The organism is Kitasatospora sp. NPDC092286 (assembly GCF_044755565.1).
In the GTDB taxonomy this organism is placed as follows: Bacteria; Actinomycetota; Actinomycetes; order Streptomycetales; family Streptomycetaceae; genus Kitasatospora.
Genome location: NZ_JBIVRD010000016.1, coordinates 25,739 through 41,147 on the forward strand (window position 1 = coordinate 25,739; position 15,409 = coordinate 41,147).

General features: G+C 68.7%; 12 protein-coding genes, 1 tRNA gene and 1 pseudogene. 8 read left to right on the forward strand and 6 right to left on the reverse strand.

The genetic code is table 11. The features are described from left to right. Nucleotides 1-127 precede the first annotated feature (127 nt). A complete protein-coding gene (locus tag ACIQIB_RS18170; RefSeq protein WP_400758951.1) occupies nt 128-2,629 on the forward strand; it encodes a phosphoribosyltransferase in 2,502 nt (833 codons plus the stop codon). A gap of 5 nt (nt 2,630-2,634) precedes the next feature. After that, nucleotides 2,635-3,480, forward strand: coding sequence for an HAD family hydrolase (locus tag ACIQIB_RS18175; RefSeq protein WP_363607106.1), 846 nt, complete (start codon nt 2,635-2,637; stop codon nt 3,478-3,480). 53 nt (nt 3,481-3,533) lie between these two features. On the opposite strand, the gene ACIQIB_RS18180 is transcribed toward ACIQIB_RS18175, so the two are convergent. Both ACIQIB_RS18180 and ACIQIB_RS18185 read right to left on the reverse strand, forming a co-directional pair. Continuing rightward, nucleotides 3,534-3,755: a zinc ribbon domain-containing protein gene (locus ACIQIB_RS18180; protein WP_363607104.1), complete on the reverse strand. Its 222-nt coding sequence runs from the start codon at nt 3,753-3,755 to the stop codon at nt 3,534-3,536. A gap of 107 nt (nt 3,756-3,862) precedes the next feature. After that, complete coding sequence (locus ACIQIB_RS18185; RefSeq protein WP_400759109.1) at nt 3,863-5,224, reverse strand: hypothetical protein; 1,362 nt, start codon at nt 5,222-5,224, stop codon at nt 3,863-3,865. Nucleotides 5,225-5,390: 166 nt separating this feature from the next. Between ACIQIB_RS18185 and ACIQIB_RS18190 the strand changes: the two genes are divergently transcribed. Next, a tRNA-Val gene (locus ACIQIB_RS18190) sits at nt 5,391-5,465 on the forward strand. Between the two features lie 536 nt (nt 5,466-6,001). Here ACIQIB_RS18190 and ACIQIB_RS18195 read toward each other — a convergent pair. Both ACIQIB_RS18195 and ACIQIB_RS18200 read right to left on the reverse strand, forming a co-directional pair. After that, on the reverse strand, nt 6,002-6,949 hold the full coding sequence (locus ACIQIB_RS18195) for a hypothetical protein (RefSeq protein ID WP_400652142.1): 948 nt from the start codon (nt 6,947-6,949) through the stop codon (nt 6,002-6,004). 2 nt (nt 6,950-6,951) lie between these two features. Then, a complete protein-coding gene (locus ACIQIB_RS18200; RefSeq protein WP_400652145.1) occupies nt 6,952-7,968 on the reverse strand; it encodes a DUF262 domain-containing protein in 1,017 nt (338 codons plus the stop codon). 412 nt (nt 7,969-8,380) lie between these two features. Between ACIQIB_RS18200 and ACIQIB_RS18205 the strand changes: the two genes are divergently transcribed. Both ACIQIB_RS18205 and ACIQIB_RS18210 read left to right on the forward strand, forming a co-directional pair. Then, entirely contained in the window at nt 8,381-8,920 is a 540-nt protein-coding gene (locus tag ACIQIB_RS18205; RefSeq protein WP_400653479.1) for a winged helix-turn-helix domain-containing protein, read from the forward strand. Next, the gene (locus ACIQIB_RS18210; protein WP_400758955.1) at nt 8,845-9,444 is read left to right on the forward strand and encodes a transposase; all 600 of its coding nucleotides are present in this window, start codon (nt 8,845-8,847) and stop codon (nt 9,442-9,444) included. The genes ACIQIB_RS18205 and ACIQIB_RS18210 overlap by 76 nt, the downstream gene beginning before the upstream one ends. A 14-nt stretch (nt 9,445-9,458) precedes the next feature. Here ACIQIB_RS18210 and ACIQIB_RS18215 read toward each other — a convergent pair whose 3' ends face one another. Continuing rightward, nucleotides 9,459-9,920, reverse strand: a complete 462-nt coding sequence (locus tag ACIQIB_RS18215) for a DUF4279 domain-containing protein (protein ID WP_400758958.1) — start codon at nt 9,918-9,920, stop codon at nt 9,459-9,461. Between the two features lie 259 nt (nt 9,921-10,179). Further along, a pseudogene (locus ACIQIB_RS18220) lies at nt 10,180-10,752 on the reverse strand (transposase); the annotation flags it as partial. A gap of 279 nt (nt 10,753-11,031) precedes the next feature. On the opposite strand from ACIQIB_RS18220, the gene ACIQIB_RS18225 reads away from it, so the two are divergent. From ACIQIB_RS18225 to ACIQIB_RS18235, 3 genes are all read left to right on the forward strand, one after another. Continuing rightward, nucleotides 11,032-11,922 (forward strand): YDG/SRA domain-containing protein, encoded by an 891-nt coding sequence (locus ACIQIB_RS18225; RefSeq protein ID WP_400758960.1) that lies wholly within the window; start codon nt 11,032-11,034, stop codon nt 11,920-11,922. Nucleotides 11,923-12,059: 137 nt separating this feature from the next. Beyond that, nucleotides 12,060-12,761, forward strand: a complete 702-nt coding sequence (locus ACIQIB_RS18230) for a VIT family protein (RefSeq protein WP_363607102.1) — start codon at nt 12,060-12,062, stop codon at nt 12,759-12,761. Nucleotides 12,762-12,847: 86 nt separating this feature from the next. Further along, nucleotides 12,848-15,379, forward strand: coding sequence for an ATP-dependent Clp protease ATP-binding subunit (locus ACIQIB_RS18235; RefSeq protein WP_400652344.1), 2,532 nt, complete (start codon nt 12,848-12,850; stop codon nt 15,377-15,379). The last annotated feature ends 30 nt before the right edge of the window (nt 15,380-15,409 follow it).

Genomic DNA, 15,409 nt, shown 5'->3' on the forward strand with positions numbered 1-15,409 from the left:
CGTGGCCGGGTCGGGGGCATCTGGCCGGGCCCGTGGCCCGGCTGAGGCCGGGCGCTGATCGGCGGCGGGGGCCGGCCGGTATCCAAGGACAATCGCACCACCGAAAGCACCGAAAGCAGGGCCAGTAGTGACAGCACAGCACGTGTGGACCGGACGTTGGGTCGCCGACCGGGTCGGCGTCGGCCTGACCGGCTCCGACCGGCTCCCCGAACTGGTCGGCCTGGCCCTGCGGGAGAACAGGAAACGCGCCCACCTGCTGGTCTCCACCGTGCTCGGCAAGCACGTCCCGCAGCGGCCCTCCGTGGTCCACGGCGCCGGCCTGGACCTCGGCCGCCGGGTGCGCGAACTGCTGGGCGGGGAGACGGCCGCGCGCGCCGTCGTCCTCGGCTACGCCGAGACCGCCACCGGCCTCGGCCACAGTGTCGCCGACGGCCTGGACGCCCCGTACCTGCACTCCACCCGTCGCCCGGTGGCGGGCGTGGAGCCGGTCGGCGGCTTCGAGGAGGAGCACTCGCACGCCACCTCCCACCTGCTGCTGCCCGCAGACCCCCGGCTGCTCGCCGGGAACGGCCCGCTGGTCCTCGTCGACGACGAGTTCTCGACCGGCAACACCGTGCTCAACACCATCCGCGAACTGCACGCCCGCCACCCGCGCGAGCACTACGTCGTCGTCGCGCTGGTCGACCTGCGCGGCGAGGCCGACCAGCGGCGGCTCGCCGAAACCGCCGCCGAACTCGGCACCCGGATCGACCTGGTGGCCGCCGCCGGCGGAGGCGTCGACCTGCCCGCCGACATCCTGACGCGCGCCGAGCGGCTGATCGCCGAGGTCGGTCCGGCCCCCGCGCCGCCCCCGGCCACGCCCGCCCCGCTCGTCCGGATCGCCCTCGACTGGCCCGCCGGTCTGCCGGACGGCGGCCGGCACGGCTTCACCACCGCGCACCGCGCCCACCTGGACGCCGTGCTGCCGAGGCTGGCCGGGCAGCTGGCCGACGGGCTCGACGGGCTCGACAATGGCCGGGAGAACGGCCGGGTGCTCGTGCTCGGCTTCGAGGAGCTGATGTACGCCCCGCTGCGACTGGCCGGCGCGCTCGCGGACCGGCTCGGTGAGGAGCGGGTCCGCTACTCCACCACCACCCGCTCGCCCGTCCTCGCGGTGGACGACCCCGGCTACGCCATCCGCACCCGGCTGGCCTTCCCCGCCCACGACGACCCGCGCGACGACTCCCCGCGCGAGCGCTTCGCCTACAACGTCGCCCCCGGCGCCGACCCCGCCCGCCGGTTCGACGCGATCGTGCTGGTGGTGGACGACGTCGCCGACACGCCCGCCCTGTACGAGGGCGAGCGGGCGCTGCTGACCCAGCTGCGGCAGGTCACCGACCGGGTGGTGCTCGCCGTGCTGCCGTCCCACCGGCCGGGCGGTCCCGGGGCCACGGACCCCGGGCCGGTGGGCCGGGCCGTCGACCCGGCGCTGCCGCGTCCGCTGTACGGCCCCGCGTTCTCGTCCTACCGCCCCGACGAGGTGGCCTGGCTGCTCAAGGACCTCTCCGACGTCCCGCTGGAGGCCCCCACCGAGGAGCGCGAGGAGGCCGTGCAGAACGGCGGCGCGCACTACGCCGAGTCACTGCCGGTCGAGTACCAGCCCAGCCCCGAGTACCAGGAGCTGTTCCACCAGGCCCTGCGGGTCTCCGCCCGGCGGATCGCGCTCGCCGTCGGCACCGTCGCCGAGACCCTGCTGCGCGAGCGCGGCCGCGGCCTGGTACTCGCCTCGCTGGCCCGGGCCGGCACGCCCGTCGGCATCCTGATCCGCCGCTGGTACGCCTTCGCGCACGGTCTGGACACCCCGCACTACGCCGTCTCGATCATTCGCGGCCGGGGCATCGACCCCGTCGCCGTGCGCTACCTGGACGCCCACCACCACGCCCCCGACGTGGTGTTCCTCGACGGCTGGACCGGCAAGGGCGCGATCACCCGCGAACTCGCCGACGCCCTCGCCGGCACCGCGTTCAACCCCGGCCTGGCCGTCCTCGCCGACCCCGGCCGCTGCGTGCGCACCTACGGCACCCGGGACGACTTCCTCATCCCCTCCGCCTGCCTCAACTCGACCGTCTCCGGCCTGGTTTCGCGCACCGTGCTGCGCGGTGACCTCATCGGCCCCGACGACTTCCACGGAGCCAAGCACTACACCGAGCTGGCCGGCGGCGACGTCTCCGGGGCCTTCCTCGACACCGTCGCCGACCACTTCGCCGACGTCCGGGCGGAGGCCGTCGCGGCCGCGGACCTCCTGGTCGCCGAGGGCCGCCTCGGCACGGGGGACCGCGACCCCGACTGGGCCGGCTGGGCCGCCGTCGAGCGGATCAGCGCCGAGTACGGCATCGACAACGTCAACCTGGTCAAGCCGGGCGTCGGCGAGACCACCCGGGTCATGCTGCGCCGTGTCCCCTGGCGGGTCCTGGCCCGCCGCGGCAGCGGAGCCGACCTGGACCACGTCCGCCTGCTCGCCGCGCAGCGCGGCGTCCCGGTGGAGGAGGTCGACGATCTGCCGTACTCCTGCGTCGGCCTCATCCACCCCCGTTACAGTCGTGGAGCGACCGGTGCCGCCGGCACAGCCGTTCTGGTGAAGGAGTCCTGAGCCCGATGAGCCGTTTCCTGGTCGCCAGCGACCTCGACCGCACCCTGATCTACTCCAACCGCGCCCTCGCCCTGGACGTGCCCGACCGGCTCGCCCCGCGACTGCTCTCGGTGGAGGTGCACGACGGCAAGGCGCTCTCGTTCATGACCGAGCAGGCCGCCGAGCTGCTGGCCGAACTCGCCCGGGAGGCCGTCCTCGTCCCCGCCACCACCCGGACCAGGACGCAGTACGAACGCGTCAACCTGCCCGGCCCGACGCCAGGTTGGGTGCCGGCCTACGCGATCTGCAGCAACGGCGGCCAGCTGATCGTCGACGGCGTACCGGACGAGGACTGGCGCGCCGAGGTGGCCGGCCGGCTGGCCACCGCGTCGGTGCCGCTCGCCGAGGTCGTCGAGCACCTGGCGCTCTGCGCGGACCCGGAGTGGACGCACAAGCGCCGGGTCGCCGACGAGCTCTTCGCCTACCTGGTCGTCGAGCGCGCCGAGCTGCCGGCCGGCTGGCTCGACGAACTCACCGGCTGGTGCGCCGAACGCGGCTGGACGGTCTCGCTCCAGGGCCGCAAGGTGTACGCCGTCCCGGCGCCGCTGAGCAAGAGCGCGGCGCTCGCGGAGGTCGAGCGGCGGCTCGGTGGGGCGGTCGTGCTGGCGGCCGGCGACTCGCTGCTCGACGCGGACCTGCTGCTCGCCGCCGACGCCGCCTGGCGCCCCGGGCACGGCGAGCTCGCCGACAGCGGCTGGACGGCCCCCGGCGTCACCGCGCTCGACCAGGTCGGGGTGGCCGCCGGGGAGGAGATCGTCCGTCAGTTCCTGGGCCGGGTGCGGGGCGAGGTCGAGGCGGTGGCGGTCGGGTAGGCGGGGTCGGCTGTTCGGTGCCGGCTGTTCGTGGCTGGGGGTGCCCGGCGTGGCTAGCCGCAGCAGCCGCCGCCGCAGCAGCCGCCCCCGCCACCGGACGGCGCCTGCTGCGGGGCGCCGCCGGAGGCCGCGCCGGTGACGGCGACGGTCGACAGCAGTTTCACGGTGTCCTCGTGCCCCTGCGGGCAGACCGCCGGGTCGTTGGCCTGCGCCATCGCGCGGCGGAGTTCGAAGGTGGCGCCGCAGGAGCGGCAGCGGAAGTCGTAGCGTGGCATACCGGCAGCGTACCCAGCCCGCCGTCGGATGAGCCGTCCGAGGGGCGCGGATCCCGGCACGGCTCTCCGGCAGCCCCTCCGACGTCTTCTACGGTTCTCCGGTCGGGCTACCGCTGGCTGCCCAGGTCGCCCCGGATCAGCTCCACCACCCGCGCCGCCGACTCCCGCACCGCCGCGAGCTCGGTCAGGAAGTGCCAGTAGTCGGGGTGCCGCCCGGCCGCCTCCAGCGTGGCCACCGCCCGGTCCAGCCGCCCCACCGCGGCGTCCAGTGGACCGGCGTGCCGGGGGTCCGGAGCCTGCCGGCCCGCCATCGCGAGCCGCTGGGCGTCGCGGAGGGCGAACCTGGTCCGCTCGATCTCGCGGTTCGGGTCGTGCTGTACCTCGTTCAGCTGCCGCAGCCGCTCGTTGACGGCGACCACCGAGCCGTCCGCCGTGTCCAGCAGGGCGCGCACCGTACCGATCGCGCCCGTCGCGTCCGCCCAGCGCTGCTCATCGCGCGCCCGCGCCGCCTCCGCGAGCTTCTGCTCGGCCGCGCGCCCCGTCTCCGCCACCTGGTCCGGCACCCGCTGGAGGTCCTGCCAGCACGCCGTGCTGAACCGCCGGCGCAACTCGCTCAGCGCCGGCTCGACCGTGGCCGCCTTGGTCTCCAGCGCCTGGATCCGGGTCCGCAGACTGGCCACCCGCCGGTCGATCTCCCGTGCCCGCTCCGGCAACTGCCCCGCGTCCGCCGCGATCGCGTCCGCGCGCTCCTGCACGTTCTCGGCGCGCTGCAGCGTCGCCGCCACCCCGTGCCGGGCCGCGCCCTCGTTCAGCCGCCCCAGCTCCGGCGCCAGCTCCGCCAGCCGCGTCGCCAGATCGTCCGCCCGCAGCCCGGCCCCGCGCACCGCCTCCAGCGCGGTGGTCGCGGCGAGCAGTGAACGCTTCGCCTGCTCCACCGCCGGGGTCACCCGCATCAGCTGCGACTCGGCGTGCTGCAGCACCGGCTGCAGCCGCTCCAGGAAGGCGTTCAGCTCCGCCTGCGCCGAGCCCAGCTGCCCCTTCACGTCCTCCAACTGGTGCCGCGCCCGGGCCGCCGCACCCGCCTCCAGCTCCTCCGCGTCCAGATCGTGCGCGTCCAGCGCCGCCAGGTAGTTCACGGTCACCTGGTCGATCCGGCCGGAGATCGCCTCGAAGTCCGCCGTCGCCCGTCGCGCCGTCGCACCGTCCTCCGCCGCGCGCACCGTCTCCACCGCCAGCCGCACGTCGCGCTGCGTCGAGTCCAGCTCGTAGAAAGCCTGTTGCGCCGCGTCCCGGGCCGCCTTGGCGTCCGCCCGCATGCTCTCGCCGCCGCGCCGCCCCCACCAGCCGCCGCCGGCCCCGAACGACGCCGCCCCGGCAGCCCCCAGCGCACCCGCGACCACCAACGGCAGCACCAGCGCCTCGACCGCCGCACTCCCCAGCCGCCGCCCTCGCCCGCTCCCGTCGGCCACTCTCACTGCGCGCTCCCTGCTCCGACCGCTGATCCGCCACCCATTCTTCCCGATCACCCCGCCCCACCGGCACCCCACCCGTCCCACTCCCCGACCACCTGCACGACACCACCCCCCGGACCAGGTACCCTAGGCAGTCGTCGTGCCCCCACCAGGCCGCGACAGGGGGCGCGTAGCTCAGTGGTAGAGCGCTGCTCTTACAAAGCAGATGTCGGCGGTTCGAAACCGTCCGCGCCCACCAGTCCTTGGGGCCAGTTCAAGAGGAATGATCCTCCCGAACTGGCCCTTGATCCTTGCGGTCGACGTTCACGATCTTGTCGCCGACCCACACAGGGGCGCTTTGAGTTGCTCGCCCCCCAGACCGCGGAGCGTGCAGGAGTCGCCGAGGTGCTGCCGGGATACCTTGGCAGCCAGGCGGACGAGCAACTACGAATTCAAGGACGCGTGTTGCGCGCCAGGGCGCCAGCCTTGCTGCTCGCCTCGCACCCCGTCTTCGCCCGGGGGCGGGTGGCGGCCGGTCGCGCCAAGCGCCGGACCGGAAGGGATGGGTACAGGCCTCTACCGGCTGTGGCTGGCGACGGGTGGCCTTACGGTCTTACCCACATCCCTGTCCGGGACCCGCGTTGAGCAAGAACGGGGGCAACTCGGTCAGATCGCGGGCAAGCGAGGAGCCTGCCCGATTCGCGGGGCAGTTCGCGGTCCCCGATCATGCTTGGTCCCAGACCAGGCAAGGCGCCGGCTAAAATCGCTCCCCCGCCCTTGAATCGGAGTAGGGATCTAGATATTTACGCGATTTACTTGGGGAATTCCCTGGGCCTCTGGAACGAGAGCCTCAAGTTCCGAGCTGACCAAGATCTTCCGCTTTTTGAGCGAGCTGATGAATTGAGTTGAATTGTGTCGAAGAATTACCCCAAGGACCTTGTCGATAGGCGTCAAGGAGAAGGCGGAAATTAGATCCGTGTTGGATTCAGCAAGGTCGATCCACTGGCTCACGGTGAGGCCAGAAATTTTGAGAAGGCCTTCGACTGTGATTGCGAACCTGCGAAGATCTGTTGGTAGCTGACCTTCACTCCAAATTTCCTGCGCTGCAGCGATGATCTGATTGCGCGAGTCGAATAGTGGGTATGAAGGGTCCTCATTAACCTTTGCAAGGTCAGCTAGGTTTGCCAAGACATCGTCAACTATCTCAAGGAGCCCGCGAAGCCTGCTATCTAGGCGATGTTCTCGCCATGAGAAGCGTGCACCCTTGTAGATTACGTCGTGTGTTGACTCCTGCAGGGCATGCTGGATATAGGTTGTGAACTGCAGTTCAACCTTTATATTGCCGAGCTCGGGGCGTCGCTCAGAATAATCCTCGGGAAATCCGACGATAAGGTGAGGTTGTTGGTATCTGAAGTCTTCCGGTTTGCCGGCCTCTGTATTCTTTTCCTCCCTAACTGGGAATGTCTTTCGGCACCTGTCGATGGCGTTAGAGACCTGATCTGGATGAAGGAATACCGCGCGGGCGGCAATAAGGTCGTCCAGGTCTCGAAGCTGTGACGATTCACCCTTCTGAAGCTTCTCATATACGGAAGCAGCAGCCTTTACCCGGACCTGAATAACCACCGGACTTAGGTCTGATAGCTCCGCTTCCAGGCGGGAGAGGAAGTATTTCCTGCCTACTTCAAGCTCTGAGGCGATATTGTCGTAGAGGCCTCGAAATGATGCCGGTATTGTCGTCGACATTGCTACCTCTGCAAAGCTTCGATGAGGTAGCTCGAGCGCAATTCTCGGTTCGACTTCTTGTTTGACCCTTGAACTGCTGCGACGCGATAAGAATTCGATCGCCTAGTCTCCTGGGCCTCGACCTCTGCGGCGAACTCGCTTAGGCGGGTAGCTGCCAACTTCACATCGGGCAGATTTCCATCCCGGTGCATCGTCGTTACTGCAGCCCAGAGGGAGTAGAAGTCTGCTACGTTTGAAAACCGGGTTTGCTTAAGCGGAAAAATATCATCAAGACTCTTCAGGTAATCCTGAACCGAGAAGAATCGAACGTCTGCATCGCGCTCGTCTTTAATCTCTCGGTCGTATCCGGCGTAGATTTCGTCAAGGTAATCTTTGCCCTCTTGGATTCCATCCAAGGAAACTACATACAGCTCCGATACGTACTCGACATCCTGCATTCTGCGAATTCGAGCTGGCGTAACAAGGCCGACCTGAACCCAGAAGGGGTGTTCGGCGAGTTGCTCAACCTTTTTGATGAACTCGCCTTCAAACTTGGCGTGTCTCAACTCTTGCTTGTTTAGGCGAGCGACGTTCCGGTTGAGCCTATCGAAAGCCTGGTTGAGTTCACCCGGGGAGGCGTTCTTGATCTGCTCGACCGTGAATATGTATTCCAGGATCTGAAGCTTTACCGGTTGGGGGAGTTCTGAAAAATACATCCCGCCCAGGCCGATGTCGTCGAGAGTGTCAGGCGTTGCGAATTCATCTCTCTGAAACTCGAACAGCGCCGAAAGTCGCTGCTTGCCGTCGATAACTCGATACAAGGTTGGCTTGTCCACAAAGACGTCAACCTGTAGAAATATGGTCGGCGCCGGGTAATTGCGAATAAGTGAATCGATGAAGAATTGTTTGAAGGAGAGGTTCCAGACGCTTCGCCGCTGGTATGGAGGGTCGAGGTCGAGGCGACCTGCCGAGTGCAGGTCAAGAAACCATCCTGCAGACTGCATGCCCGTGCTGCGCGTCAGGCTGTGCTGTGTCGTCATGGCACTATCTCTCACAGTTATATGATCAACATTGAGGTCTGGGTAGTCTAGGCCCTTCTGGCCATGAACCACATCCCAAGCGAGAAATTTGGCACGCTGATCGCCAAGTTGTGGGTGGCGAAGCCTGCAGGGCGGAGTCCGGTGCTGGCTCTCGTGTGGTCACAGGGCGTCCTCTATGGTTGCTAGATCGAGCCGTACGTGGCGGTGAGTCGTCGCCGGCGGCGAGGAGACGGCGCAGTGGGCGTGGGCCGCCCGCAGGTTAGGGCAGGTACGCCGACAGTTGCTGTGTAAAGGGGTTCCCCTGCTCCACCCCGGGAGAATGTGGTCGCAACTCCGCAGCTACTGAACTTGATTGGGTGATGTCGGGGCCGTTTGCCTGACAGCGGCCAGCCGGATTCGGTAGCCCTGTGCTGTGAGATACGCGCAGGGTGGCGGGCTGACCGACGCTGGGAGGGCCGCACGGGAGCGGGTCCGGTTGCAGGCCGTGGAACGGTTCGAGGGCGGAGAGAAGAACCGGGAGATCGCTGCCGCGTTGCGGGTGAGCGAGCGCTCGGTGGAGCGATGGCGTCGGCAGTGGCGCGAGCGCGGTGAGGTTGGGGTTCTGTCGAAGGGATCTCCGGGGCGGCCGCGACTCAGTGATCGACAGATCGCCAGGCTGGAGCGGGAGTTGGAGCGCGGCCCGCTGGTCCACGGCTGGACGGATCAGCGATGGACGTTGGCCCGGGTGAAGGCGCTGATCGGGCGCCTGTTCCAGGTGAGCTACACGGTGGAGGGCACGTGGCGGCTGCTGAAACGGCACGGCTGGTCATGGCAGCAGCCGGCCCGGCGGGCGATCGAGCGCGACGACGCGGCGGTGGAGTTGTGGAGGAAGGAGGTGTGGCCGCAGGTAAAAGCATTGCGGCGGGTCGCGGCGCCTGGATCGTCTTCGAGGACGAGGCCGGGCAGTCGATGACGCCGCCGCGCGCCAGGACCTGGGGCCGCGTCGGGCGAACACCGGTCGTCCGCGTGCGTGGTCGCGGTTCCGGCCGGGTCTCGATGGCGGGCATGGCCTGCTACAAGTCGGGCGAACGCTCCCGACTGATCTACGGGATCCGCGAGTACCGGGGCCGCAAGGGCGAGCCGAAGGGCTTCACCTGGCGCGACTTCCGGGATCTGATCGTCCGCGCCCGAATCCAGCTCGGTGGACCGATCGTCCTCATCTGGGACAACGCCCGCATCCACCTTGTGCCGCCGCTCACGGAGTTTTTCGAGGCCAACGCGCACTGGCTGACAGTCTTCCAACTGCCCACGTACGCCCCGGACCTCAACCCGCAGGAGGGCATCTGGTCGCTGGTCAAGCGCGACATCGGCAACCTCGCCGCAGCCAACCTCGGTCAGCTCACCCGAGCCGTCAAGCACAAGCTCAAGCAGATCCAATATCGCCCGCACCTGGTCGATGGGTGCCTCGCCGGCACCGGCCTCGCCTTGGACGGCTGATTGGGCTGCGGCGGTCACATCTCGATGGCCGCAACCTCCGGTGCCGGCGGATAAAGATCCAGAATCACATCGACTCCCAGAGCGCCGATCTCTGCGAGCATGCGCGCTGGCAAGACACAGACCCCTTGACCGTCCTCACTCCCGAAGCCGAGAAACAACACTAGATCGCAGTCGGCTGATAGCCGCAGCAGCTCTTCACGGTGCCCGTCGACCAAGCTCAGCAGGGCCGCAACATGTTCATCCAGCCAGCGGTCGTTCCCCAGACCGCTCCCTCGGATCCACACGCTCGCCTCCCGCCGGAGGCTGTTCGGACTGCGTGGGCTCGTCAGGCTCCCCTGCTCGAACTGCTGATCTGGGATGATCCCGAGCCGAGCCGAGATGTCGGCGGCGCTGATCGTGCGGCTTGTGATCCGCAACGACCCGGCTGACCACTTCGTATCCGGCATCGGCGGCTGCATCGTCAGATCATCTGGCACATCCTCACGATCGCAGCCAGCACCGTCCAAAGCCAGCGAGTTCTTCCGAGCACCCCATCAGGCGAAGCCTGCCCTCGCCCACCCGACACCACCAGTTCAAGTTCAGTAGCGTGCAAGTCTGACGTGCAGTCGATGTCACCGTCGCCGTGGTAATCCTTCGTATCCCGCTCCTGCGTAGCATCGGGTTCTCACCGACCTGGCGGTCTTCTTCGCTCTGGTGATGGATGGCAGCAGTGCAACAGCGAGTAGCCGAAGCGTGCTTGTAGGTCGGAGCCGCGTTCTCCTTCTCGGAGTGGCAGGTGACCAGGGTGGCGTCGATGTCCAGGACCAGGCCTGGCAGTTCACGTCCGCCGGCGTGGGCGACAGGGATGCCGTCGCGGGTCTCGCCGGCTTGCAGCCAGGCGGTCTTGCGGGCGGCGGCGCGGCCCGCGCGCAGCGCTGCGAGTGCGGCAAGGTCGATGCCAGCCAGTAGTCGCCAGGCGGTCGGGGTGGAGGCAACCGGTCCGAAGACTTCGGGCTGGTCACGTAGGAGGGGCAGGTCGGCGATCGCTTCGCCGCCGTCGGCGAGCATCACCGCCAGATCGGCGGCGATCCGGCCCGGTTCGTGGCCGGTGCCGCGCGGACGAAGCCGACGCAGGGCGTCGTTGAAGGCCTATGTGAGGCCGGTGGCATCGGCGAGGTCGGCCAGCAGGCGCGACCTGGCGTGGCTGCAGACCCCGCGCCCGTTGGTGGAGACGATGAGCCGGGGACGTGACCCGGTAGTGTGCACGTAGAAAGTGCCTTCCTGCTGGGCTGACGGAGACCTTAGACAGGCCTCATCGTCCCAGTTCAGAAGGCACTTTCGCGTTCCTGGCCATGATCCGGACAGGGGTCCAAGTGAAACGCGCAGGTTAGGGCTGGGCGGCGGGACGTGGCCGCGGGCGTCGAGGGGCGGGCGTAAGTGGGTCCTATCAAGCGGGTGTTGGCGGCTTGAAACCGTCCGAGCCCACCTCAACCGGCCCCCCAGCCGCCACCGTGAAGGATCCGTCCGACGGTGGATCCTCAAGACCTGACTCTCTGCCGTCTCCAAAAATCGGGCCGCGATGTCGTACTCGCTTGCGAAACTGGTGTCATGGCTAAGGTCTTTGGGCACATTGAAGGTCACCCGGTGGGGTCTCACTACCAGCGGCGGAGGGAGCTCAGCGAGGCTGGAGTGCACGCGCCGCTGATGAGCGGCATTCACGGCAACTCGTCGGAAGGGGCAGACTCAATCGTCGTATCGGGTGGCTACCGAGACGATGAAGATTACGGCGATGTGATCATTTATACCGGGCATGGCGGCCAGGAGAACAAGCGTCAGGTCCGTGATCAGAATATCGATGATCCTGGCAATGCCGGTCTAGTTCGGAGTGAACTTGAAGGTAATCTGATCCGTGTCATTCGTGGCGCCAAGGGAGACCCCGAGTATTCGCCCGAGTCGGGTTTTCGTTACGATGGCCTCTTTCGGGTGGAATCACATCACAGCAAGCTTGGCGCGGACGGCTACCGCATTTGGCAGTTCCGGCTGGTTGCCGCAGATTCGGAGGGTCGTGATGAGGTTGAGGTCCAGCCGTTTCACGGCGACGAAGGCGTGCATGGGCCGGTGCCCAGGCAGTCCGTCACGATCCAGAGGACTGTCCGTAAGAGTGCCGTCACGCAACTGGTGAAACGGCTACACAAGGGGCACTGTCAGATGTGTAGCCAGATCCTTCAGGTGCCGGGCGGCTCCTTCTATAGTGAGGGCGCGCACATTCAGGCAATCGGCCACCCTTATCATGGTCCGGATGTCCCGGAGAACATCCTTTGTCTCTGCCCTAACTGCCATGTTCTTTTCGACTGCGGGGCGCGATATCTCACCGACGACCTTCGAATTGTCGACGGGCTCACGCATCAGGAGATAGGGGCTCTCCGGACTCATCAGAAGCATCGAATCGACGCTCGATTCGTTTGCCATCACCGTGGCCGCTGGGTCGCGGTTGACTGATCCATAGCTGCTGCGTCGGAGGTTCGAAGCCGGCCTGAGCATGGACGGGGGCCCTCGGCCGGGCGGGTGGTGGAGGTGCGGGGGGTGGTGGGGTGGGTGATCATCGGGTGGGGGAGGTGGTCGAGGGAGTGGCGCCGATGGGTGAGCAGGAGGCGAGTCGGGCGGAGCTGTCCGCGCGGCTCAACTGGCTGCGGGCGGCGGTGCTCGGGGCGAACGACGGGGTGGTCTCCACGGCGGGCATCGTCACGGGTGTCGCGGGTGCGGCGGAGTCGCGGACGGCGTTGCTGGCGGCGGGTGTGGCGGGGCTGCTGGCGGGGGCGATGTCGATGGCGGCCGGGGAGTACGTCTCGGTCAGCACCCAACGGGACACCGAGCAGGCCGCGTTGGCGCAGGAGCGGCGCGAGCTGGCGGAGGACCCGCAGGGCGAGCTGGACGAGCTGACCGACTTCTTCCGCGGCGCCGGCCTGGCGGACGGCCTGGCCAGGGAGGTGGCCGTGGCGCTCACCGAGCGGGACGCGCTGGCCGCGCACGCGCACACCGAGCTGGGCATCGATCCGAAGGCGCTCACCAACCCCTGGCAGGCGGCGGTCGCCAGTGCCGCCGCGTTCACCCTCGGCGCGCTGGTGCCGCTGCTCGCGGTGCTGCTGCCGCCGGATTCCCTGCGGCTGGTGGTGACGGTGGCGGCCGTCCTGGTGGCGCTGACGCTGTCGGGCTGGGTGAGCGCCCGCCTCGGTGGGGCCGGGCCCGGGCGGGCGGTGCTGCGGAACATCGTGGGCGGCGTGCTGGCGATGGTGGTCACGTACAGCGGCGGTGTGCTGCTCGACCACTTCACCGGGTAACCGGGCGGGTTGTCCCGACAGGCGGGGGCTCGCCGCCTGTGTTTGTGTGGGGCCAAACCGCTTGGGAGAGGTGATCCACCGTGACGATGCCCCCGTTCGGATCGAACGATCCGTTCTCCGATCTGCTCAGCCGGTTCTTCGGAATGAGCCCGATGGCGTCCCCGCCCGCCGTGCAACGGGTGCCGATCGGCCGGCTGCTGAGCGAGTCCTCACAGGAACTGCTGGCGCTGGCCGCGCAGCGTGCGGTGGAGGACGGTGGCAGCGACCTCGACACCGCGCACCTGGCCTGGGCCGCCACCCGGGTGGACCCGTCGCGCCGAATGCTGGAGCGGGCCGGGATCGACCCGGACCGGCTCGCGGACGACCTGGCCAAGGCGCTGCCCTCCGGGGACACGACGGCCGCGCCGGAAGGGCGGCCCTCGCTGACCCCGGCCGCCAAGCGCGCGCTGCTGGCCGCGCACGCCCGTTCGCAGGCGGCCGGTGCCTCCTACATCGGGCCGGAGCACATTCTCGGCGCGCTGCTGGGAGAGGAGCGCTCGGGCGCCGGTGCGGCCCTGCGCAACGCCGCGCCCTCGCAGGAGGCGCTGCGCACGGTCCTGGACGGGCGTGGCGTGGGCGGTGAGCGCAGCAGCACGGGCGCGCACCCCAGCCAGACGCCCACCCTGGACGAGTACGGCCGTGATCTGACCGAGGAGGCCCGTGCCGGCCGGCTGGACCCGGTGGTCGGGCGGGCCGAGGAGATCGAGCAGACCGTCGAGATCCTCTCCCGCCGGACCAAGAACAACCCGGTGCTGATCGGTGAGCCGGGCGTCGGCAAGACCGCGATCGTCGAGGGCCTGGCGCAGCGGATCGTCTCCGGGGACGTGCCGCAGAACCTCGAGGAGAAGCGGGTGGTCGCCCTGGACCTGACCGCGCTGGTGGCCGGCTCCAAGTACCGCGGCGAGTTCGAGGAACGGCTGAAGGCCGTGATCGACGAGGTCACGGAGGCCGAGAAGAGCGTGATCCTCTTCCTGGACGAGCTGCACACGGTGGTCGGCGCGGGCGCCGGCGGCGAGGGTTCGATGGACGCCGGCAACATCCTCAAACCGGCCCTGGCCCGGGGCGAGTTGAGCGTGGTCGGCGCCACCACCCTGGACGAGTACCGCAAGCACGTGGAGAAGGACGCCGCGCTGGAGCGCCGCTTCCAGCCGGTGCTGGTGCCCGAGCCGAGTGTCGAGGAGACGATCGAGATCCTGCACGGGCTGCGCGACGCGTACGAGGCGCACCACCAGGTGCGGTTCACCGACGAGGCGCTGGACGCGGCCGCCGCCCTCTCCGACCGGTACGTCAGCGACCGCTTCCTGCCCGACAAGGCCATCGACCTGCTCGACCAGGCCGGCGCCCGGGTCCGGCTGCGCAGCCTGAGCGGCGCGACGGAGGCGGCGCCGGTGCAGGACCGGATCACCAAGCTCCGGCGGGAGCTGGAGGAGGCCATCGCGGACGAGGAGTTCGTGCGGGCCGCCAACCTCAAGACCGAGCTGCGCCAGACCGAGGACGAGCTGGCCGCGATGGCGGAGTCGCGCGAGGAGGTCGTCGAGGTCACCGCGGACGACATCGCGCAGGTGCTCTCCCGGCGGACCGGCATCCCGGTCGCCGAGCTGAACGCCACCGAGCGGGAGCGGCTGCTGAAGCTTGAGGAGCACCTGCACCAGAAGGTGATCGGCCAGGACCAGGCGGTGACCGCGGTCTCCCAGGCGGTCCGGCGCGGCCGGGCCGGGATGGGCGACCCGGAGCGGCCGACCGGCAGCTTCCTCTTCCTCGGGCCGACCGGTGTGGGCAAGACCGAGCTGGCGAAGGCGCTGGCCGAGCTGCTGTTCGGCGACCCGGACCGGATGGTCCGTTTCGACATGAGCGAGTTCCAGGAGAAGCACACCGTCTCCCGGCTGGTCGGCTCCCCGCCCGGGTACGTCGGCTACGAGGAGGCGGGGCAGCTCACCGAGGCGGTCCGCCGCAAGCCGTACTGCGTGCTGCTCTTCGACGAGGTGGAGAAGGCCCACCCGGACGTCTTCAACCTGCTGCTCCAGGTGCTGGACGACGGACGGCTGACGGACGCCCAGGGGCGTACGGTCGACTTCCGCAACACCGTGGTCATCATGACCAGCAACATCGGCTCGCAGCGGATCCTCGACCACTCGGGCAACGTCGACGAGATCAGGGACGAGCTGATGCGCGACCTGCGCTCGCAGTTCCGCCCGGAGTTCCTCAACCGGATCGACGAGGTGATCGTCTTCCATGCGCTCACCCGGAAGGACCTGCTCTCCGTGGTCGACCTGCTGCTGGAGCGCAGCAGGCGCCGGCTGAAGGCGCAGGACGTGCGGCTGGAGGTCACCGAGCAGGCCAAGGAGTGGCTGGTGAACCGGGGTTACCAGCCGGAGTTCGGGGCGCGGCCGCTGCGCCGGACCATCCAGTCGGAGCTGGACAACCGGGTCTCCAACCTGCTGCTGGAGGGCACCGTGCAGGAGGGCGACACGCTGATCGCCGAGGTGAGCGACGGCGAGCTGGTGGTCACGCTGGCCCGGCCGGAGGCCTCGGCGACCTTCGAGGAGGCGGAGGCCAAGGCGCAGGCCGGGCCGGAGTGACCCACACCTGATTCCGCGCCCGCCGCGCCC